We start from the raw sequence: 19,060 nt of genomic DNA on the forward strand, positions 1-19,060 counted from the left end.
CGAGCCGCCGGCGAGCGTCAGCTCTTCTCGCAGGCGATCCCGTCGCCGTCGGCGTCCATCTTCTTGTTCGCGTTGTAGAGCGCGTCGTCCTTCTTCACGGTGCCCTTGAGCGCCCGGTACGTGTACTTGCCGTGGGACGTGACGCGGTTCCTCGTGACGGACTTCTTCGCGATCCCGCCCGAGTAGACCTTCTGCACGGCGGTGCAGTTCTTGTAGACGGTGGGGGCGGCCTGCGCGGTGGAGGCTCCGCCGATGACGGCGGAGGTCGCGAGGACGATGGTGGCGGCGGCGATGCCGAGGGTTCGGGTGATGTGCACGGCATGAGGATACGTCGAGACACCGCATCGACGCGTACCCCCGTCCGAGGCGCGCGTGCGGCATGCTGGGCGGATGGACGGCGAGACGCTGCACGAGGTCGCGATCCGCACCGCGATGGGGATGCCCGCTGCGGTCGAGACGCAGCCCTTCGGCGAGCGGTCGTTCGTCTACAAGGTCGTCGGCAAGATGTTCGCGATGGCCACCGAGCTGCGGGGCGAGCCCATCGTGAACCTCAAGTGCGCACCGCCGCACGGTGCCGCCCTGGTGCGCGACCACGAGGAGATCACCCCGGGCTGGCACATGAACAAGCAGCACTGGATCACGCTGTCGCCGGGCGACGGGATCGACGAGACCCTGGTCGAGGACCTGGTCGCCAACGCGTACGACCTCGTCGTCGCGGGGCTCCCGCGGGCGAAACGCCCGATCGACCCGATCCGACGCGAGGACGCGTGACGATCCGGTCGGGAGTTCCGTCCCACCGGTAGCGCACTCAGCTCCACCCCACCCGCCACCAGTAGAAGGAAGCCGTGCACCACCAGCCCCTCACGGACCTCGACGACGCCGTCCTCGTCGGCCGTTCGTCCGACGGCGACGTCCGGGCGTTCGAGGTCCTCATCCGCCGGTACACCCCCCTGCTGCGCGCGTACGCCCGTCGCACCCTCGGGTCCACCGACGAACTCGACGACGTCGTCCAGGAGACCTTCATCACCGCCTGGAACCGGCTCGACCGGCTCGAGGACGGCGCCCGCGTCAAGGCCTGGCTCATGCGCATCCTCAGTCGGAAGTGCATCGACCGGATCCGCGCCCGGCGGTTCCACGACGACGTGACCGAGATCGAGGTCGAGGCACCTGCTGACGACGCTCCGGAGCGGGTCGCGGAAGCGCGTTCCCGTGAGGACGCCGTGGAGACGGCGCTCGCCGAGCTGCCGGAGGCGCAGCGGCGGTGTTGGCTGATGAAGGAAGTACTCGAGTACTCCTACGAGGAGATGGCGGCGGAACTGGACCTCCCCGTCTCCACGGTCCGCGGACTGCTGTCCCGTGCCCGCAAGAACATGATCCGTCTCATGGAGGGATGGCGATGACCGAACACGATCCCGTCCGGCTCGACTCCCTCGAACCCGACGACCTCGACGGGCACACGATCGACGAGCTCGCCGACTACCTGGACGCGGGCATGCAGCCGGCAGACCCGGGCATCGACGACTCCGCCGCGTGCCAGAACGCCCTCGCCGCGATCGTGCGGCTCCGGCAGTCGTCCCTCGGTTCACTGGAGGCCGCCGCCGAGCAGGAGGCCCCGGCCGACGAGTCGTGGATCAGCGGTGTGCTCGCGAACATCTCGCTCGAGGCCCGCGCGGGCCGCGACGTGCCGCTCCGCCCCGAAGCGCCGACCGAGCGTCCCGTGATGACCGAGGGAGCGATCCGCTCGCTCGTCCGGAGTGCCGGCGACGCCGTCCCGGACGCCCTGATCGCACGGTGCACGCTCGAGGGCGACGTCACCGAACTCGGTGCGCCGATCCGGGTGGTCGTCGAGATCGCGGTGCGCGCCGGGGCGCCGATCCAGGCCGCTGCGGCCGAGGTGCGTGAGACCGTCGCGGAGGTCCTGGCGACCCAGACCGACCTCGTCGTCGAGGCCGTCGACGTGGTGGTCCGCGACCTGCTCCCGATGGTCGTGCCGCCGCCGGAGACCGAGACCGGAACCGAGGGGGAGGACGCATGAGCACCCTGGACGAGACCTTCGCCGCCGTCGAGGACGCGGTGCTCGCCGTCCCTGGCGTCACCGAGCTCTACCGTGCCCGCCCCACCATCGGCAGTGCGGTCGCCGCGGCCAAGACCCTCGCGACGCGCGGGTCGGTCGCGCGGGTCGTCCTCGACGACGACGTGCTCCGCATCGTGATCGGGACCGACGGATCGCACCCGGCGCCGGAGACCGCGCGCGCGGCGCACGTCGCGGCGCTCGCGGTGGCGACCGAGCGCGGACTCGCGCTCAGCCGCGTGGACGTGCGGGTGGCACGCGTCGGCTGACGGGACGCACGGACCGGCGGACTGGAGGCGCGGTGCGGGCCCGGCGTCGCGCCTCCCGTCCGGACCGGGTCACCGTCTGCGGTCCGCGACCTCCAGGACCACGACGATCGCGGCGACGAGGACCGCCGTCACGAGGAGCGTGACCGCCGGGACGGCGATGCTCGCGAGCACCCCGAGCGCGAGCACCACGACGACGAGGTTCCAGCCGAGCGTCAGCGACGGCCGGAGCGCCAGCGCCCAGATCGACAGCACGAACAGGGCGACCGGCACCGCGATCGTGGCGGCCACCGTCGCGTCGGAGAGGTCGGCCTCGCCTGCGTCGGCGCTCACCGCGACCTCGATCCCCGCGGGCAGCGCCCCGGCCGCCGCGAACACGAGGTAGTGCCCGTAGCCGAACACGAGCGCGGTCGGCAGCGAGCGGATGTGCGCGTGCTGCTCCCGCGAGAAGTAGATCCACCACATGCCGACGACGATGACGAGTCCGCACGCGGCGAGGGTGAGCAGCGACGCGAGGTGGTCGGCGTGCGCAATGCCGTCGATGACCGCGTTCGCGGACGCGACGAGTCCCTCGCCCAGGACGATGAGCGTGAAGAGGGAGTACCGCTCGGCGATGTGACGGGTGTGCCACGGCGTGGTGCGGCTGCCGGCCTCGGCGAACGGCGGGACGAGCACCTCGAGGAGGATGAGGACGGGGATGACGAACTCCTCGACGTCCCACGGCAGCGCCACGGCGGCCACCCAGAACACCTGGACGACGACGATGCCGGCGGCGTAGCGGAGCGCGGTGCGCCGGTACTCGGGCGACGAGGCGGCGACCCGCAACCACTGCCCGACCAGCGCGAGGCGCATCACGACGTAGCCGACGACCACGATGACCGTGGAACCGTCGACCATCACGGCGTGCACCCCCGCCGCGAGCACGAGCACCCCGGCCATCTGCACGAACGTCATGACGCGGTAGAGCCAGTCGTCGGTGTCGAACGACGTGGCGAACCAGGTGAAGTTGATCCACGCCCACCAGATCGCGAAGAACACGAACGCGTACGAGAGCACCGCGGAGGAGACGTGCCCCTCGACCTCGATCTCGTGCAGGTTCGACGCGGCGAACCCGACGGCGACGACGAACACCAGGTCGAAGAGGAGCTCGAGGGGGCTGGCGGCACGGTGTCCCTCGGCGGGGTCGCGCGGTGCCATGCGGCGGAGTCCGATGGTGGTCACCCGGTATGCCTACACGACGAACGGCCCCGGGAGCGATCCCGGGGCCGTTCGTCGTGCGTGGCGCCGCCGACTCAGTAGAAGTTCGACGCCTGCGAGTGCGCCCACGCGGCGCACGGCGTGCCGTACGAGGCGCTGATGTACTGCAGCCCCCAGGTGATCTGGGTGGTGGCGTTCGTCTGCCAGTCTGCGGCGATCGTCGCCATCTTCGAGCCGGGCAGGGCCTGCGGGATGCCGGTCGCCCCGCCGTTGGCGTTCACGGCCCGGTAGTTCCACCCGGACTCCTTGGTCCAGAGGCTGTCCAGGCACTGGAACTGGTCGGAGCCCCAGCCGTACTCCGAGGATGCGAGCGACGCTGCCGTCGCCTTCGCGCCGGCGACGGTGTTCCCGGCGGCCAGCTTCCGTGCGGCCTCGGCGGCGGCGGCCTTCTCGGCGGCTGCCTTCTGCGCGGCTGCGGCTGCGGCGGCCTTCGCGTCGACGTCCCGCTTGTCCTGCGTGGCGCTGGCGTTCGCGACGTCGGCGGTGGCGTCCACCGTCGACGAGATCCGGGTGGTGAGCGCCGCGCCGGAGAGCTTCCGGTAGTCGTCGAGCGCGTCGATCCGGCGCTCGAGCGTGCCGGTGTCGGTCTTCTCGTTCGCGGTGTCCACGACGGACCGGGCGGTGGCGATGGTCGCGGCGGCCTGCGCACGGTCGAGGGCCGTCCCGTCGAGCGCCGGCGCCGAGGTGGCACTGGCCGTCGGCACGCCGAACGCCTCGCCGATCGCGGGCTGGGCGCCCACGGAGGCGATGCCGCCGGCGACGGCGAGGACCGCTGCGCCGCCGACGACGAGGGTCGTGGGGCGGCGGAGTGCTCGGCGCAGTCGTCGGGTGGGGGAGTTCAGGGCCTCACGTCGGGTCGAGGCCGTGGTGGTGGGGAGGTCGGTGTTGCGTTCCGTCATCGATTCCGGTGGTCGGCCGGCTCGTGGTGCGCAGCCCGTGACGATGCGCGCGGGGATGAGGGGAGCGTGCAGGGGGACGGACGTGGGACGTCCGTCGTCAGGAGCTCGCGAGCCGGGGGAGGACCGGACGGTGGTGTGGGGCCCGTCCGTCCGCCGGCCGGCGACCGTGGGGTGGCCGCCGATGGGCGAAGTCGCCACCCTGACCGCTTCGGCTGGACGGGGCATCCAGACTGGCTGGCAGAACCGTCCGTCCACCCCCGGGTAACGGTTCGGTAACGGCCGGATCGGGGCTACGAGGTGGGAGCTTCCTGGGTGCGATCGCCCTGTGCCACTCGCTCCAGGGCGCCCAGGGCTGCAGCGATCGCCGCGACGTCGTCCTCGGGCAGTTCCGCGATGAGCTCCGCGACGATCCCGGTGCGGTCGGAACGGGCCCGTTCGACGGCCGCGATGCCCTCGGGCGTGGCGCTCACCATGAAGGCCCGCCCGTCGCGCGGGTCGGCCTCACGCTCGATGAACCCGCGCTGTTCGAGCTCGGTGAGGATGCGCGTCGTGGTCGGCTTCGTGACCACCTCGATCCGCGACACGTCGCCGGGGCGCAGGGGTCCTTCGCGTTGGATCGTCGCGAGCGCGGAGACGAGGCCGTACCCGAGCGAGGCCGAGTCGGTGCGTGCCCGTCGGTTGATCCGACCGACGGCTGCAGCCAGGCGTGCAGCGATCTCGGTCCGGTCCGGCTGGCGGTCGCTCATGCGGTCCTCTCGGGTCGTGCGACGGGTGGTCGGGAGCGATGCTATCCGCTCCCCGCGGCCCGTGACGGCACCCGCCGCGCGCGCTCGCCCCGCGCACCGACGGGGCCGGGCAGGACGAGGCCCGCCCGCCTCGAAGGGTCGCGACGGGCGGTTCCTGTCCGGTCGCTCAGGGAACGACGGTGTCGGGCAGGCGGTTCAGCGCTTCTCGCCCGGCAGGAGGTGGATCGCCTCGGTCGCGAGCTCGGCCGCGACGTTGTCGCCCGACGCGGTCGCCTCGCGCAGTCGGCGGAAGTCCGCGGTCTGCTGGTCCCAGTCGACCAGCTCGTCGAGGTTCGGCAGGCGGAGGCGGAACGCGAGCCCGTCCATCGTGTCGCGGCAGACGCGCTGCAGGTTCTCGTTGCCGCAGTCCTCGACGTAGCGGGCGAACACCGCGAGGGAGTCCCGGTTGACCGCGGCGACGTCGTGCGCCTCGTAGTCCTTGATGGTCTGGTCGAGCTGGGCGAGGATCTTCTTCTTCGCCGCGGCGCCGAGGCGCGGGACCGCCAGACGGACCACGCCGCCGAACAGGACGCCGAGGGTCTGCAGTGCCTCGACCACCTCCGTCGGCTTCGGCGTGGTGACCCGGGTGTAGCGGTTCGGCGCCATCTCGATGAGGCCGGCGCGGGCCAGCTGGCTCAACGCTTCGCGGATCGGCGTGCGGGAGACGCCGAGCCAGGCGATGAGCTCGTCGTCGTTGAGCCGCTCGCCGGGTTCCAGGGTGCCGTCCATGATCGCGGCGTGGATCTTCTGGCGGACGGTGTCGCGGAGCAGCTGGTGCTCGGTCGGTGCACTGGTGGGGACCGGCATGCGGGTTCCTCCGGGATCGGGGCGTGGAGTGGACGGGTCCTGCACTCGGCCACTCGGCGCGGATGCTCGCATCACGGTACCTGATATGAGAGCGGCTTCCCGCTCGGTCCGCTGCGTGTCAGTCGTCCTGGTGCACCAGTCGCACCGTGACCGGGTCCTCCGTCCCGCGGTACCACCGGTCGAGCACGGCGCGGAACGGAGCCGGGTCCGGAGCCGCGAGCGCGAAGAGGGTCATCGAGGAGCGCAGCTTCAACGCGTCGACGCCCCCGAGCAGCGCGTCGACCGATCCGGCCGGGGCGGTCGCTGCGGCGTCGGTCGCCTCGAGGAGCCGTGGTCCGAGGACCGGGTGCGCGAGGTACGCCCGGGCTTCGTCGAGGCCGTCGAGGGAGTACTGCTGCGCCGTTGCCGACCGACCGAGACCGGCGAGCTGCGGGAACACGAACCACATCCAGTGCGACGACTTCCGTCCGCTCCGCAGTTCGGCGAGCGCTCGGTCGTGGACGCCGTCCTGGGCGCGGACGAACCGTTCGAGGTGGTGCGGGTCGTCGGTCACCGGACCACGTCCCCCCACGCGTACCGGACGGTGGTGCCGTCGACCACGAGCAGCGAGTCCGGGTGGCGGTCGAGCAGACCGGACATCCCGACCGCGTCCGGCAGGTCCCCGTCGAGTCGTTCGAGCCGTGCGGACCGGATCGTGAGCGGCGGGTGCTGCCGTTGCCAGAACAGCGTCTGGGCGAGGTGGCGCGCGTGGATGCCCTGACGGGTGGTGAGCTCCGTCGCGAGCGGGCTGTCGACCACGTCGCCGGCCACCACGCGGACGGTGGCTCCGTGCCGGGGTTCCACCGCGCCTCCAGACCGCATCGATCCCCGGGGCTGCACCGGTCCGCCGAGGCGACCGCGCAACCAGCGGATCGGGTGCGCGCCGCGCGCCGGGTGCCGCACCGAGCGGTAGGTGAGCGTGTCCCCGCGACGCCCGGCCCGGGCGTGGGCGAACGTGTACGGCACGCCGAGCAGGGCGTGCGCGGCGACGATCGCCGGGACGTTCGCGGTGTCGACCGTGCGGTAGGCGACCCCGCGCCGGCCGCGGTCGTCGATCGTGAGGACCTCGATCGTGACCTCCGTCATCGAGCCGAGCCGACCGGACGGCGGGAACGGGGGGACCCGCGTCTCGCGGAAGACGTACGCCGACAGACCTGCCCACGCGCTCCCGTCGACGATGTCGGGCCGGGTGCCACGCGGGACGAGCCGTGCGAGGGACGCCGGGTCGTGGCGCCAGGGCGCGAAGACGATGTCCTCCCACGCGTGCACCGTCACGGGTCGGTGCACGAGCGGGACCGCCGCGCGGGTGCGGGAGGGCTCGGTCACGGTCGTGGCGCGTGTCGACCGACGCGGACCGCCCAGGCGACGAGGGGTGCCTGCACCGGCAGGCGGAGCACCGAGACGAGGCGCATCGTGCGGGTCGACCGCGGGCTGTCGAGCAGGTCGTTCGCCATCTTGACGTTCGCGGGGAACACCGCGAGGAACAGGGCCGCCGCCGCCCACCCCGCAGCGCGACGGGTGGCGGGGATGACGAGTCCGGTCGCGATCCCGAGTTCGGCGGCGCCGGACGCCAGCGTGGTCAGCCGCGGCGGCAGGCCGTCCGGGACGATCCGGTCGTAGCCCCTCGGCCGCAGGAAGTGGGTGACACCGGCTCCGCCCAGCACGACGGCGAGGAGGGCTGCGGTGCGTGTTGCGCGTCGTGCGCGCTCGCGTCGTCGCATGGGCCCATCGTGCCCGCGCCCACCCGAGCGCACACCGAGAGCGCTCAGGTGAGCGCGGTCGCGACGAGGTCGAGGACCGCGGCGGCCACCTCGGCCTTGCTGCCGGAGGTCTCGCGGACGACCTCGCCGCCGGGGACGAGCACCTCGATCGCGTTCTCCTCGCGTTCGAACCCCGCCGACCAGCCGACGTGGTTCACCACGAGCAGGTCCGCCGGCTTCCGGGCGATCTTCGCGCGCCCGAGCTCGATCCGCGCGGCGCGGTCCGGCTCGGTCTCCGCGGCGAACCCGACGACGATCTGCCCGGTGCGGCGGGCCGCGACGAGGTCCGCGAGGACGTCCGGGTTCTTCACCAGCTCGAGCGTCATGGTGTCGCCCTGCGTATCCTTCTTGAGCTTCTCGGTCCGGACCTCGGCGGGTCGGTAGTCGGCGACGGCGGCGGTCATCACGACGACGTCGGCGTCGGCGGCCGCCGCGTGCACCGCGTCGGCGAGTTCGAGGGCGGACCCGACCGGGACGACGGTGGCGTCGAGGCCGTCGGTCAGCGCGGCTTCGACGTTCGCGGCGACGACCGTGACCGTTGCTCCGCGCCGTGCGGCGTCGGCGGCGATCGCCACGCCCTGCCGGCCGCTGGACCGGTTGCCGACGAACCGGACCGGGTCGAACGGTTCGCGGGTGCCGCCGGCGCTCACGACCACGCGGACGCCGGCGAGGTCGCCCTGCTCGCCGCGCGCGCCGGTGTGGAGCGCGTCAGTGGTGCGGGTGGCGTCCGCAGTGCCGGTCGCGTCGGCAGTGCGGGTCGCGCCGGCGGGTCCTGCCTGGAGGCGCGGCTCGCCCCCGGCGGTCCGGCCCGCGTCCGTCCCGTGGTCCAGCACCGCGAGTGCCCCGGCCACGATGTCCTCCGGCTCGGCCATCCGCCCGATCCCGGCGTCGTCGCCCGTGAGCGCGCCGACCTCGGGTCCGACGAACCGGACGCCGCGTTCCCGGAGCGTGGCCACGTTCGCCCGGGTCGCGGGGTGCTCCCACATCTGCGGGTGCATGGCGGGTGCGACCACGACGGGCGCCTCGGTCGCGAGCAGGGTCGTGCCGAGCAGGTCGCCCGCGAGCCCGGCCGCCATCCGCGCGAGGGAGTCGGCGGTCGCGGGGGCGACGACCACGAGGTCCGCCCGGCGTCCGAGGGACACGTGCCGCACCTCGGCGACGTCCTCGAAGACGCTCGTGGTGACCGGGTTCCGGCTGAGCGCCTCGAGGGTCGGCAGGCCGACGAAGCGGAGCGCACCCTCGGTCGGGACGACGTGCACGTCGTGGCCCCGCTTGACGAATTCGCGGACCACGCCGACGGCCTTGTAGGCGGCGATGCCCCCCGTGATCCCGACGACGACGGTCAGACGGCGCTCTGTTGCTGCGTTCACGTCGGTCACGCTACCCGGGCCGCCGTGCGAGGATCGACCCCATGTGCACCGTCGTCGTCCGCGTCGACCCCGGGTCCGCGTGGCCCGTCACCATGCTCGCGCTGCGGGACGAGTCGCCCGAGCGGCCCTGGGACCCGCCGGCCGCGTGGTGGCCCGAGCGGGACCCCTCGGTCCGCGGTGTCCGCGACCGTTCGGCGGGTGGCGCGTGGCTCGCGGCCTCCGACGCCGCGGGGCTCGCGGTCGTCCTGAACCGTGGCGAACCGGTGCCGAGCGACGACGACACCTGGACCACCCGCGGGGTCGTGCCGCTCGACGCCGTCACCGGCGTGCTGCCCGGTCACGACGGCACGCTCCCCACCACCCGGGCGTTCAACCTCGTCCGCGCCACGGCCGACGGCGCCGAGGTGCTGGCGTGGGACGGCTCCCGCGTCCGCACGACGGTGCTCGGGCCGGGCGTGCACATGGTCACGCACGGTGAGCCCGACGACCCAGCTGCGCCGCGGGTCGGTCGGTGGCTCGAGGCCTTCCGTGCGGTCGCGGCCCCGGTCGGGCCACCCGTGCTCGGCCCCTTCGACGAACTCCGCGCCGCCAACGCCGGCGACGACCCGGGTGACGGGTGGAGCGGCTGGTTCGGGCTCCTCGCCGAGTCGGCCGTGCTGCCGGCCGACGACCCGGACGCGATCCTCCGCGATGCGCACGAGCACGAGGGGCACGTCGCGACGCTGTCCATCGTCGCCGCCGCGATCGGCCCGGAGCGCACGGTGCTCCAGCACGCCCGACTCACCGAACCCGGGCGCCTGGACGGCTCGGTGGAGCTGCACCACGCCTGAGTCCGGCCACAGCACGGACCGGGCCGGGTCACGGCCCCGGCGCGTACCGTCCCGGGGCGTGACCACCCGGACCCGTGCCGTGCTCGCCACCGTCGTGGCGGTCGCCGCCGTGCTCGGTCTCGGGGCGTGCACCGAGGACGCCTCCGTCGCCGCGGCACCGGACCCCGGTCCGGTCGCCAGCCCGACCTCGCGCCCGTGGGACCAGGCCCGGGGTGCCCGGGTCGTGGTGGTCGGCGACTCGATCAGCGGCGGCCACGGGCTGGCCGACGGTCAGGCGTGGCCGGCGCTGCTCGCCCGTCGGGAGCACTGGCAGCTCACGAACCTGTCCTGCGACGGTGCGGGCGTGCTGACGGCGGGGGGCGACGACGCGTGCGGCAGCACCTACGCGGAGACCGTCCAGCGGGCCGTCGACCTGCGGCCGGCGGTGGTGTTCCTGCAGGCGAGCTCGAACGACCTCGGGCAGGACGACGACGAGCTCGACGGTGCCACCGAGCAGCTCGTGGCCGAGGTGCACCGGCTCCTGCCGCGGGCGCGCGTGGTCGGCCTGAGTGCGATCTGGGACGAGGACGCCCCGCCCGCGCAGCTCGCGACGATCTCCGCGGCGCTGCGGTCGGCGATCCGGCAGGACGGCGGCACGTCCGTCGACATCGGCCAGCCGCTCCGGGGGCACGCGGCCTGGATGCAGGCGGACGACGTGCACCCGACCGCGCGTGGTCAGCGAGCGGTCGAGGCCGCGGTGGCCACGGCCTTCGCGCGCGACCACGTGCGGTTCTGACGGGACGGGGCGGGGGCGAGCCGCGCCTCCAGGCCGACGACACCAGCCACCTCGGTCAGGCCGGCGGCGTGGTCCCGGTGAGGTCCTCCGCGACAGCCCACAGCGACCGCGCGAGGTCCGCGCTCCGCGCCGACCCCGGGATCGACGCCGTCGTCGTCGGCCCGACGAGCCCGAACGGGCCGGACGGCCCGTAGTACGCGCCACCGACGGCGTTCGGTCCGACCGCCGCGTACAGCAGCGGCTCGGAGCCCTGCTCGACGTCCTGGGTGAAGGGCAGCGCGAGGTTCCTCGAGCGGACAGGCTTCGCGCGGCCGAGGGAGCGGCCGGCCGACTGCAGGTTCGTCCGCGTGTAGCCCGGGTGCGCGGCCGTGCTCGTGACGGGCCAGTCGAGCTCGACCGTCAGCCGGTGCAGGTGCAGCGCGAGGAGGAGGTCGGCCAGCTTCGACTGCGCGTACGCACGCCAGCCGTTGTACCCGCGCTCCCACTGCAGGTCGTCGAACCGGATGCGGCCGCCGACCGCCACGATGCTCGACATCGTCGCGACCCGGGCGTCCGGTGAGCGCAGGAGGGCGGGCAGCAGCAGGTTCGTGAGGGCGAACGGGCCGAGGAAGTTCGTGCCGAGCTGCAGCTCGAAGCCGTCCACGGTCTCGAAGCGCTTCGGCGGTGCCATGACGCCGGCGTTGTTCACGAGCACGTCGAGCGGCCGGTCCTCGGCCAGGACTCCGGCCGCGAAGCGGCGCACGCTCGCCAGGTCGGCGAGGTCGAGCTCGCGCACCTCGACGTCCGCGGACGGGTGGGCGGCCCGGATGTCGGCGGCTGCGGCGTCGCCCTTCGACGTCGTGCGGACGGCGAGCACGACGGACGCGCCGGCGGCTGCGAGGCGGGTGGCGGTCTCCTTGCCGGTTCCGCTGTTCGCGCCCGTGACGACGATGCGGCGGCCGGTCTGGTCGGGGATCTGCGGCATGCGGGCGACCGTACACGCGGGGGCTGGTCGCGACCGGTCCGGCGTGCTACATTGATGCAAACGCATGGAAGTGCGACCGGGAGGACACCATGAGCAACGCATTCGGCACCGACCGCCCCTCGGACGTGCCGCCGCCCGCCCCCGAGCGGATCGGCCCCGTGCAGCTCGGCCTCGACACCTTCGGCGACGTCACCGACCGCCCCGACGGCAGCCGCCACACGCACGCCGAGAGCATCCGGGACATCATCGACGAGGCCGTCCTCGCCGACCAGGTCGGCATCGACTTCATCGGCGTCGGCGAGCACCACCGCGTCGACTACGCCGTGAGCGCCCCCGAGGTCGTCCTCGCCGCGATCGCCGCGCGCACCTCGACGATCCGGATGGGTTCCGCCGTGACCGTCCTGTCGTCCGACGACCCCGTCCGCGTGTACGAGCGGTTCGCCACCGTCGACGCGATCTCCGACGGACGCGCCGAGGTCATCCTCGGCCGCGGGTCCTTCACCGAGTCCTTCCCGCTGTTCGGCTACGACCTCGCCGACTACGAGGTCCTGTTCGAGGAGAAGCTCCAGCTCTTCGCGGCCCTCCGCGGCGGCGACCCGGTCACGTGGTCCGGCACCGTGCGGCCCGGGCTCACCGACCAGCACGTGTTCCCGAAGCTCGACCACGGCGCCATCCCCACCTGGATCGGCGTCGGCGGGTCGCCCCAGTCCGTGATCCGTGCGGCGTCCTACGGCCTCCCGCTGTTCCTCGCGATCATCGGCGGGCAGCCCGCGCAGTTCGCCCCGTTCTCGCGGCTCTACCGGCAGGCGCTCACGCAGCTCGACCTCCCGCAGCAGCCCATCGCGATGCACTCGCCCGGGTTCGTCGCCGCCACCGACGAGGAAGCGGCCGACCGCTACTGGCCGTACCACAAGGACGTCACCGACCGGCTCGGCCGGGAGCGCGGCTGGCCGCCGCTCGACGTCGCCGGCTACCGCGCCGGGCTGTCCGCCGGCGGGTCGCTCTACGTGGGGTCGCCCGAGACCGTCGCGCGGAAGATCGCGCGGAACATGCGGATCCTCGGCGTCTCGCGGTTCGACATGCGGTACGCGACGGGTCGCCTGCCGCACGAGGACATGATGCGGTCGATCGAGCTCTACGGCACCGAGGTCGCGCCGCGGGTGCGGGAGCTGCTGGCGGAGCCGGTCCCCGTCCCGTAGGGCGGCCGGCCGCCTGCGGCCCGCTGGCCGCCTGCCGGCCCGGCCGCCTGCTGCCGGCCGGTCCTGCGAAAGCGACAGTTCTGCCCGGCGGCGCCCCGTCCCTCCCGCGAAAGCGACAGTTCTGCGCGGAACGATCGCGTGACAGTGTCGCTCTCGCGAGGGCGGGCGGGGCGAGTCGGCCCGGCCAGCTGCGGCTGCCGGCTGCCGGCTGCCGGCTGCCGGCTGTCGTCTGTCGGTCGGGAGGCGCGGCTCGGCTCCCCGGCGTCCGCTCACGGGACGCCGGGTACGGTCCAGGGCATGTCACCACGACCCCCAGCTCCCGAACGTCGGTTCCGCGGCCGGATCACCGGCGTCGGGACGACCTCGGGCGTCCGGATCGTGGTCGGCATGTGGGAGCGGTCGCCGTTCGGGGCGTTCACGGACGTGTTCCTCGAGCTGCCCGACGGGTCATCGGTGCTGCTGGCCCCGGACGAGATCGTCGCCGCGTACGTCTCCGGGACCTACCGCTTCGACACGGTGTCCGTCGTGGACGTGTCCGCGCGCCGGACCGCTCGCGGCATCGAGCTCTCGGCGGGTGCGCTGCACGCGTCGATCGACGTCGGTGGGATCTCGCCGCTCGGCCGGGTGCTCCGCATCGTCCCGAAGCCGATCGCCCGCGATCCGCGGTGGCTCGCCGCGATCGACCCGGTGGCACGGATCCTCGCGCCCGGGTCCGGGACCGCGGGCTCGGCAGGCAACGGTCGCCGCGAGTACTACGGCGTGACGGGCGCGCACGACGTCACCGGGGTGCGGGGGACCTGGGCGGCGGAGGACCTCGGGTCGCTCGCGCCGCTCGACCCGCCGGTGGCGTTCGGCTTCGCGTCGATGCCCCGGATCCCGCAGGTCGTCGACGTCGAGACGACGATCCGCGAGCCCGCCTGACACCGGCGCTCCGCCTCGCGGGCCGGTCGGCCGCGCCGTGGCACGCGCGATCCGACACGCACGCGTCGATCGACGAGCGCGGAGTCGCACGATGCGGACGCATCCGGTGCCCGCGCATCGATCGACACGGCACGCGTCGATCGACGGGTGCCGTGTCGCACTGCCGCATCCGCATCCGCAGCACCGCGGGACCGCCGGGACCGCCGCCCTCCGCGCCCGGGCCGAGCCGCGCCTCCTGGACCGGACGCACCGGAACCGGAACCGGAACCGGACCGGACGCACCCAGGGTGGAGGGGCAGACTGGCCCGATCGGACCGCGCCCCGGGGAGACCCGGCCGCACGTCGGACACAACGGGGCGCACGACGCGAGAGGAGCACCATGACGGACACAGAGGCAGACCAGCGCGCAGCCATCTCGGACATCGTCCACGGAGCCCACACGGCCCTGCTGACGACCGTGAACGAGGACGGGCAGCTCCACGCACGGCCCCTCGCCGTGCAGGACAAGGCGTTCCACGGCACCCTCCGGTTCCTCGTGCAGGACGGCAGCGAGAAGGTCGAGGACATCGCCCGGAACCCGCACGTCAACGTCGCGATCGAGTCACAGGGCGGGTACCTGTCCATCGCGGGCACCGCCACGGTCACCCAGGACGACTCGGTGATCGACGAGCTGTGGTCGCCCTTTGCCGAGGCGTGGTTCCCCGAGGGACGTCAGGACCCGTCGATCCGCCTCCTCACCGTCGAGGGGGACTCGGTCGAGTACTGGACGCAGGACACCGGCCCGGTCGGCAGTCTCGTGCAGACCCTCAAGGCCGCGATCGGCAAGCAGAGCCAGCCCGACACCGGCACGCACGGCACCGTCGAGCTCTAGCGAGCGAGACGCGGCTGCTCGGCTCCGCTCACGGGGGGCCGAGCAGCCAAAGCACGGCCACGAGCACGGGCTGCCCGAGCACGGCGCCGACCACCAGGGTCCAGCGCATCCACGGCTTCGCGACGAGTTCGGGGGAGCCGAAGAGCGGCGCCAGCGGCATCAGCAACCGTGGCGTCGACGCCATCGGGAGCGACACCGCGAAGATGTAGAGCGCGTACGCGGCGGCGTAGAGCACGGTCGTCGAACCGAGCTGTCGCGTGGACCGACGGAGCAGCCACACCGGGTACGCGACGAGCAGGAACACCACGATGAGGACGCCGCCGACGCCGAGCCACCGCGCTGCGATGAGGAACCACGGGGTGAGGGGCGTGAAGTCGACCCGGCCGATGAAGTTCACCCACCAGGACATCTCGGTCTCGAGGTAGGCGTTCGGCGAGCCGGTGGCGTGCGCGGCGATGAGCGGCCACGCGAACCCGGCGACCACCATCACGACGCCGGCGGCCACGACCCGCACGCGTTCGGCGACCGGGAACGCGTCGAGCGAGCGGACGCCGTCCGCGCCGTGGGCGCCGGCCTCGCGGCGGGCACGGACCCACCGGGTCACGGCGACGACCCCGAGCACGAGCGGGATCGCGAGCGCGCCCGGCCGGGTGAACGCCGCGACGACTCCGAGGGCGGTCAGCAGCCCGTAGCGACGGCGTTCGAGCGCGACGAGCGACCCGAAGGTCAGCGCGAGGAACATGCTCTCCGCGTAGCCGACCTGCAGCAGGAACGAGAGCGGGCCGCACGTGAAGAAGAACACCGCCCACAGGGCAGCGGCGAACCCGGCACGGTCGCGGACGAGACGGTGCAGCAGGTACGTGGCGATGAGTCCGGCCAGCAGGGCGATCGCGGGTGCTCCGACGGCGAACGGGACCCCCGTCGACGCGGTGAGCATCCGGATCGTGAACGGGAACGCCGGCAGGAACGCCCACGCGTTCTGCGCCACGTGACCGGCGGCGTCGAGGGGGAGCGTGGACGGGTACCCGTGCACCGAGATCTGCTCGTAGTACTGGCCGTCCCACGCCGTGAGGAAGGTGAAGAACCCGTGGTCGTTGCCCCAGATCGCGTTCTCCGGCAGGGCCCGACCGATCAGCGGGTACGCGAGCGCCAACCAGAACGTGGACACGATGCGTCCGCCGGTCCACACCAGGAGCACGGCGGCCCACGCCGGCAGGGCGGTCGCGAGGTCGAGGACCCGGCGGCGACCGCTGGCGATCGACTCCGTGAGGGTCCCGTCCACTCGACTCACCGCGACGCTCCGCGATGTTCGGGCATGGCAGGGGGCACGCTCCGAGCGTAGACGGGTGATGCTTGGGACGCCCCTGCGGACACGGCCTGGAGGCGCGACGTGCGTTCTGCAGGACAGAAAGCGACGGTCACGCGGCCGGTTCGCGGGCCGTGGTCGCCCTAGCCTGGAAGCTCTCGTCCACCCGCTCGTCCATCTGCTCGTCTGGAGTACCGTGCCGAACAAGACCGCCATCGTGACCGACAACGCCCCGAAGCCCGCCGGCCCGTACAGCCAGGGCATCGTCGCCAACGGCTTCCTCTACACCGCCGGCTTCGGCCCCCAGGATCCCGCGACCGGTGCGATCGCCGACGACGTCGCCGGGCAGACCGCCCAGGTGCTCGCCAACATCGCGGCCGTCCTGGCCGAGCACGGCGCCACCCTCGACGACGTCGTGAAGTCGACCGTGCACCTCGAGCACTCCGACCGTGACTTCGCCGCCTTCAACGAGGAGTATGCCAAGCACTTCTCCCAGCCGTACCCGGTGCGCACGACGGTCCAGTCGCACCTGGCGAACATCCTGGTCGAGATCGACGTGGTGGCGGTGCTGCCGACCGGCGACTGACCACAGCTTCGCCATCGCTGAGCGAAGCCTCATCGACCCCCGGTGCCGGAACCGTCACGACGGAGCCCGGCGCCGGGGGTCGCCTGCGTCAGGGCGCCGTCCGCGAGCACGGGGACGCCGGCGACGAGGACGTCGTCGATGCCCTCCGCGAGCCGGACCGGGTGCTCGTACGACGACCGCGCCGACACCCTGGCCGGGTCCACCACGACGAGGTCCGCGACCGCTCCCGGACGGACCGTTCCCCGGTCGCCGAGCCGGTACCGCCCGACGCTCGTCGTCGACAGGTGCCGAACCGTCTCCGGCCACCCAAGCCGACCGGTCACCGCGTGGTCGGCGAGGTACCGCGCGAAGGTCCCGTAGGCGCGCGGGTGCGGGTGCGTGCCGACGAAGATGCCGTCGGACCCGGCGGTGTGACCGGGCAGCCGGAAGAGCGGGGTGAGCTCGTCCGCGGTCCGGGGCCGAGGGACGCGCATGACGACGGTGACCTGCAGGGCGGAGTCGACGAGCACGTCGATCGCCAGGTCGACGGGGTCCGTGCCCGTGGCGGCGGCGGCCTCGGCGAGGGTGCGGCCCTGCAGCGCGTGGAACTCCGGCGCGGGCACGTGCGACAGCGTGATCTGATCGGCCCAGCCGGTCCCGAGGTCGGCGCGCCCGAGCACCCGCTCGAGCACCGCGGTGCGCACCCGGTGTCGGCCTGCCTCGTCGGCGACCGCATCGGCGAGGTCGCCGGTGCCCGGACGCGCCAACTCGGCCGGCAGCAGCAGCATCGACAGGATCGTGCACCCCCGGGAGTACGGGTAGGCGTCGAACGACATCGGAGCGCCGGCCGCCGCCAGTTCCGCGAGGGCGGCGATCGCGAGCTCGACCGGGGCGTGCAGGTGCGACACGTGCGCCCGGACCCCGGAGGCCCGGACGATGTCGGCGATCTCGTCCAACCCCGCTCGGGCGTTGCGCTCGTACCCGCCCCGCATGTGCGACACGTAGAGGCCGTCGGCAGCCGCGACCTCCGTGCACAGCGCCGTGATCTCCGCGGTGTCGGCGTACAGGCCCGGCACGTAGTCGAGTCCGGTCGCGAGGCCCGTCGCACCCGCGGCCAGGCCCTGACGCACGAGGGCGCGCATGGACTCGAGGTCGGCCGGGGTCGCGGGCCGGTCGTCGTCGCCGATGACCTCGTGCCGGACCGTGCCGGCGGGCACCAGGGTCGCCACGTTGACCGGCGTCGCACCGTCGTAGGTCGCAAGCAGGGCCCCGATGCCGCCGCCGCCGTACCGGGGGTGTGGTCCGTCGATCGCCGCGAAGTACCGGTCGGCGTAGCTGCCGTCGCCCGGAGCCGGACCGACGCCGTCCTGGCCGGTGACGACGGTCGTCACACCCTGGCGGAGCAGGGCGTGCTGCACGGCCTCGTCGAAGACGAGCGACCCGGCGTGCGAGTGCGCGTCGACGAACCCGGGGAGGACGAGGCGCTCGCCGCAGTCGATCGTCCTCGTGCCGGCAGGGAGGTCGAGGTCGGTGCCGACGGCGACGATCCGTCCGGCTGCGACGAGCACGTCGGCCGCGCGGGCGTCGGCCGTCGTCCCGTCGAGGACTGTGCCGCCGCGCAGCAGGACGGGCGACGCGGGGACCGTCACCGGGCGAGCCCCGCGACGAGCCGCTCGGCGCGGACGCGGAGGGCGTCGAGGTCCCCGCTCGTGAGCGCGTCCCCGACGAGCGGCGAACCCAGTCCGACGGCGACCGCACCGGCCGCCAGGTAGTCCGAAGCGTCGTCGACGCCGATGCCGCCCGTCGGGATCACGTCGACGAAGTCCAGCGGCGCGAGCACCTGCTTGAGGAACGCCGGCCCGCCGAGTTGCGCGGCCGGGAAGACCTTCACCGCCCGGGCGCCGAGCTGCCACGCCCGGACGATCTCGGTCGGCGTCGCGGCGCCGGGGTACCACCCGAGTCCTCGTTCGTGCGCCCGCTCGCCGATCTCGGCGTCGAGGTGCGGGCTGACGGCGAACACCGCTCCGGCCGCGGCTGCCTCGTCGAGCTGCCGGGGCTCGAGGACGGTGCCCACACCGATCGACGCGCTCGAGCCGTAGCGGTCCGTCGCCCACGCGATCCCCTCCCGCCACCGCGGCGTGTTCGTGGTGATCTCGACCGCGCGGACGCCGGCGTCGACGAGGGTCGCGATCACGTCCTCGACGTGGTCGCCGGAGCCCCCGCGGAGGATCGCGATGGCCGGACCGGCAGCGTGCCGGTGGCGGACTCGGGGTGTCCCCGGCCCGTCACCGGTGCTGGTGGCGGCGGCGGTGGTGGTGGTGGTGGGGTCGGTGCTGGGGGTGTTCGTCATGTGCTCGTTCCTCGTGGTCGGCGGG

The 19,060-nt window shown here is 73.5% G+C and carries 23 protein-coding genes; 10 read left to right on the forward strand and 13 right to left on the reverse strand.

Going from position 1 to position 19,060, the window contains the following annotated elements; genetic code table 11:
* Positions 1-17 precede the first annotated feature (17 nt).
* Positions 18-317: an excalibur calcium-binding domain-containing protein gene (locus tag FS825_RS15765; protein ID WP_144714880.1), complete on the reverse strand. Its 300-nt coding sequence runs from the start codon at positions 315-317 to the stop codon at positions 18-20.
* Positions 318-390: 73 nt separating this feature from the next.
* On the opposite strand from FS825_RS15765, the gene FS825_RS15770 reads away from it, so the two are divergent.
* From FS825_RS15770 to FS825_RS15785, 4 genes are all read left to right on the forward strand, one after another.
* Positions 391-771 (forward strand): MmcQ/YjbR family DNA-binding protein, encoded by a 381-nt coding sequence (locus FS825_RS15770; protein WP_144714881.1) that lies wholly within the window; start codon positions 391-393, stop codon positions 769-771.
* Between the two features lie 74 nt (positions 772-845).
* Complete coding sequence (locus tag FS825_RS15775) at positions 846-1,400, forward strand: RNA polymerase sigma factor (RefSeq protein WP_144714883.1); 555 nt, start codon at positions 846-848, stop codon at positions 1,398-1,400.
* Positions 1,397-2,035 (forward strand): hypothetical protein, encoded by a 639-nt coding sequence (locus FS825_RS15780; RefSeq protein ID WP_144714885.1) that lies wholly within the window; start codon positions 1,397-1,399, stop codon positions 2,033-2,035. The genes FS825_RS15775 and FS825_RS15780 overlap by 4 nt, the downstream gene beginning before the upstream one ends.
* Entirely contained in the window at positions 2,032-2,340 is a 309-nt protein-coding gene (locus tag FS825_RS15785; protein WP_144714887.1) for a hypothetical protein, read from the forward strand. Before FS825_RS15780 ends, FS825_RS15785 begins: the two co-directional genes overlap by 4 nt.
* Positions 2,341-2,409: 69 nt before the next feature.
* On the opposite strand, the gene FS825_RS15790 is transcribed toward FS825_RS15785, so the two are convergent.
* The 8 genes from FS825_RS15790 to FS825_RS15825 form a co-directional block, all read right to left on the reverse strand.
* Positions 2,410-3,558 (reverse strand): low temperature requirement protein A, encoded by a 1,149-nt coding sequence (locus FS825_RS15790; protein WP_260981276.1) that lies wholly within the window; start codon positions 3,556-3,558, stop codon positions 2,410-2,412.
* Positions 3,559-3,629: 71 nt separating this feature from the next.
* Positions 3,630-4,493 (reverse strand): aggregation-promoting factor C-terminal-like domain-containing protein, encoded by an 864-nt coding sequence (locus FS825_RS15795; RefSeq protein ID WP_144714889.1) that lies wholly within the window; start codon positions 4,491-4,493, stop codon positions 3,630-3,632.
* A gap of 290 nt (positions 4,494-4,783) precedes the next feature.
* The gene (locus FS825_RS15800; RefSeq protein WP_144714890.1) at positions 4,784-5,239 is read right to left on the reverse strand and encodes a MarR family winged helix-turn-helix transcriptional regulator; all 456 of its coding nucleotides are present in this window, start codon (positions 5,237-5,239) and stop codon (positions 4,784-4,786) included.
* 195 nt (positions 5,240-5,434) lie between these two features.
* Positions 5,435-6,085 (reverse strand): GntR family transcriptional regulator, encoded by a 651-nt coding sequence (locus tag FS825_RS15805; RefSeq protein WP_144714892.1) that lies wholly within the window; start codon positions 6,083-6,085, stop codon positions 5,435-5,437.
* Positions 6,086-6,203: 118 nt separating this feature from the next.
* On the reverse strand, positions 6,204-6,638 hold the full coding sequence (locus FS825_RS15810; protein WP_144714894.1) for a DUF1810 domain-containing protein: 435 nt from the start codon (positions 6,636-6,638) through the stop codon (positions 6,204-6,206).
* Positions 6,635-7,450: a DUF2071 domain-containing protein gene (locus FS825_RS15815; RefSeq protein ID WP_186377282.1), complete on the reverse strand. Its 816-nt coding sequence runs from the start codon at positions 7,448-7,450 to the stop codon at positions 6,635-6,637. The genes FS825_RS15810 and FS825_RS15815 overlap by 4 nt, the downstream gene beginning before the upstream one ends.
* Complete coding sequence (locus FS825_RS15820; protein ID WP_144714898.1) at positions 7,447-7,845, reverse strand: DoxX family protein; 399 nt, start codon at positions 7,843-7,845, stop codon at positions 7,447-7,449. The genes FS825_RS15815 and FS825_RS15820 overlap by 4 nt, the downstream gene beginning before the upstream one ends.
* Before the next feature lie 44 nt (positions 7,846-7,889).
* On the reverse strand, positions 7,890-9,230 hold the full coding sequence (locus FS825_RS15825) for a bifunctional phosphopantothenoylcysteine decarboxylase/phosphopantothenate synthase (protein ID WP_144715085.1): 1,341 nt from the start codon (positions 9,228-9,230) through the stop codon (positions 7,890-7,892).
* Between the two features lie 65 nt (positions 9,231-9,295).
* Between FS825_RS15825 and FS825_RS15830 the strand changes: the two genes are divergently transcribed.
* Positions 9,296-10,084, forward strand: coding sequence for an NRDE family protein (locus FS825_RS15830; RefSeq protein WP_144714899.1), 789 nt, complete (start codon positions 9,296-9,298; stop codon positions 10,082-10,084).
* A 58-nt stretch (positions 10,085-10,142) separates the two neighbouring features.
* The gene (locus FS825_RS15835) at positions 10,143-10,859 is read left to right on the forward strand and encodes an SGNH/GDSL hydrolase family protein (RefSeq protein ID WP_186377283.1); all 717 of its coding nucleotides are present in this window, start codon (positions 10,143-10,145) and stop codon (positions 10,857-10,859) included.
* Positions 10,860-10,914: 55 nt separating this feature from the next.
* On the opposite strand, the gene FS825_RS15840 is transcribed toward FS825_RS15835, so the two are convergent.
* On the reverse strand, positions 10,915-11,823 hold the full coding sequence (locus FS825_RS15840; RefSeq protein WP_144714903.1) for an SDR family oxidoreductase: 909 nt from the start codon (positions 11,821-11,823) through the stop codon (positions 10,915-10,917).
* Positions 11,824-11,912: 89 nt separating this feature from the next.
* On the opposite strand from FS825_RS15840, the gene FS825_RS15845 reads away from it, so the two are divergent.
* From FS825_RS15845 to FS825_RS18745, 3 genes are all read left to right on the forward strand, one after another.
* Positions 11,913-13,022: an LLM class flavin-dependent oxidoreductase gene (locus FS825_RS15845; RefSeq protein WP_144714905.1), complete on the forward strand. Its 1,110-nt coding sequence runs from the start codon at positions 11,913-11,915 to the stop codon at positions 13,020-13,022.
* 297 nt (positions 13,023-13,319) lie between these two features.
* Positions 13,320-13,943, forward strand: a complete 624-nt coding sequence (locus tag FS825_RS15850) for a hypothetical protein (protein ID WP_144714907.1) — start codon at positions 13,320-13,322, stop codon at positions 13,941-13,943.
* Between the two features lie 379 nt (positions 13,944-14,322).
* Positions 14,323-14,814, forward strand: a complete 492-nt coding sequence (locus tag FS825_RS18745) for a pyridoxamine 5'-phosphate oxidase family protein (protein ID WP_186377284.1) — start codon at positions 14,323-14,325, stop codon at positions 14,812-14,814.
* Between the two features lie 28 nt (positions 14,815-14,842).
* On the opposite strand, the gene FS825_RS15860 is transcribed toward FS825_RS18745, so the two are convergent.
* Positions 14,843-16,105, reverse strand: a complete 1,263-nt coding sequence (locus FS825_RS15860; RefSeq protein WP_144714911.1) for a glycosyltransferase family protein — start codon at positions 16,103-16,105, stop codon at positions 14,843-14,845.
* Between the two features lie 211 nt (positions 16,106-16,316).
* Here FS825_RS15860 and FS825_RS15865 point away from each other — a divergent pair, with 211 nt between their 5' ends.
* Positions 16,317-16,706: a RidA family protein gene (locus FS825_RS15865; protein WP_260981277.1), complete on the forward strand. Its 390-nt coding sequence runs from the start codon at positions 16,317-16,319 to the stop codon at positions 16,704-16,706.
* Between the two features lie 29 nt (positions 16,707-16,735).
* On the opposite strand, the gene FS825_RS15870 is transcribed toward FS825_RS15865, so the two are convergent.
* The gene (locus FS825_RS15870) at positions 16,736-18,334 is read right to left on the reverse strand and encodes an N-acyl-D-amino-acid deacylase family protein (protein WP_144714915.1); all 1,599 of its coding nucleotides are present in this window, start codon (positions 18,332-18,334) and stop codon (positions 16,736-16,738) included.
* Complete coding sequence (locus FS825_RS15875) at positions 18,331-19,035, reverse strand: bifunctional 4-hydroxy-2-oxoglutarate aldolase/2-dehydro-3-deoxy-phosphogluconate aldolase (RefSeq protein WP_186377285.1); 705 nt, start codon at positions 19,033-19,035, stop codon at positions 18,331-18,333. The genes FS825_RS15870 and FS825_RS15875 overlap by 4 nt, the downstream gene beginning before the upstream one ends.
* Positions 19,036-19,060: the final 25 nt, after the last annotated feature.

Origin of the sequence: Curtobacterium pusillum (genome assembly GCF_007680845.1) — a bacterium.
In the GTDB taxonomy this organism is placed as follows: Bacteria; Actinomycetota; Actinomycetes; order Actinomycetales; family Microbacteriaceae; genus Curtobacterium; species Curtobacterium pusillum_B.

Excerpts from the sequence above, each read along its gene's own strand:
- FS825_RS15795 (WP_144714889.1), bottom strand. The coding sequence starts at position 4,493 with ATGACGGAACGCAACACCGACCTCCCCACCACCACGGCCTCGACCCGA.
- FS825_RS15780 (WP_144714885.1), top strand. The coding sequence starts at position 1,397 with ATGACCGAACACGATCCCGTCCGGCTCGACTCCCTCGAACCCGACGAC.
- FS825_RS15805 (WP_144714892.1), bottom strand. The coding sequence starts at position 6,085 with ATGCCGGTCCCCACCAGTGCACCGACCGAGCACCAGCTGCTCCGCGAC.
- FS825_RS18745 (WP_186377284.1), top strand. The coding sequence starts at position 14,323 with ATGACGGACACAGAGGCAGACCAGCGCGCAGCCATCTCGGACATCGTC.
- FS825_RS15785 (WP_144714887.1), top strand. The coding sequence starts at position 2,032 with ATGAGCACCCTGGACGAGACCTTCGCCGCCGTCGAGGACGCGGTGCTC.
- FS825_RS15875 (WP_186377285.1), bottom strand. The coding sequence starts at position 19,035 with ATGACGAACACCCCCAGCACCGACCCCACCACCACCACCACCGCCGCC.
- FS825_RS15830 (WP_144714899.1), top strand. The coding sequence starts at position 9,296 with ATGTGCACCGTCGTCGTCCGCGTCGACCCCGGGTCCGCGTGGCCCGTC.
- FS825_RS15800 (WP_144714890.1), bottom strand. The coding sequence starts at position 5,239 with ATGAGCGACCGCCAGCCGGACCGGACCGAGATCGCTGCACGCCTGGCT.
- FS825_RS15820 (WP_144714898.1), bottom strand. The coding sequence starts at position 7,845 with ATGCGACGACGCGAGCGCGCACGACGCGCAACACGCACCGCAGCCCTC.
- FS825_RS15840 (WP_144714903.1), bottom strand. The coding sequence starts at position 11,823 with ATGCCGCAGATCCCCGACCAGACCGGCCGCCGCATCGTCGTCACGGGC.
- FS825_RS15845 (WP_144714905.1), top strand. The coding sequence starts at position 11,913 with ATGAGCAACGCATTCGGCACCGACCGCCCCTCGGACGTGCCGCCGCCC.
- FS825_RS15770 (WP_144714881.1), top strand. The coding sequence starts at position 391 with ATGGACGGCGAGACGCTGCACGAGGTCGCGATCCGCACCGCGATGGGG.
- FS825_RS15850 (WP_144714907.1), top strand. The coding sequence starts at position 13,320 with ATGTCACCACGACCCCCAGCTCCCGAACGTCGGTTCCGCGGCCGGATC.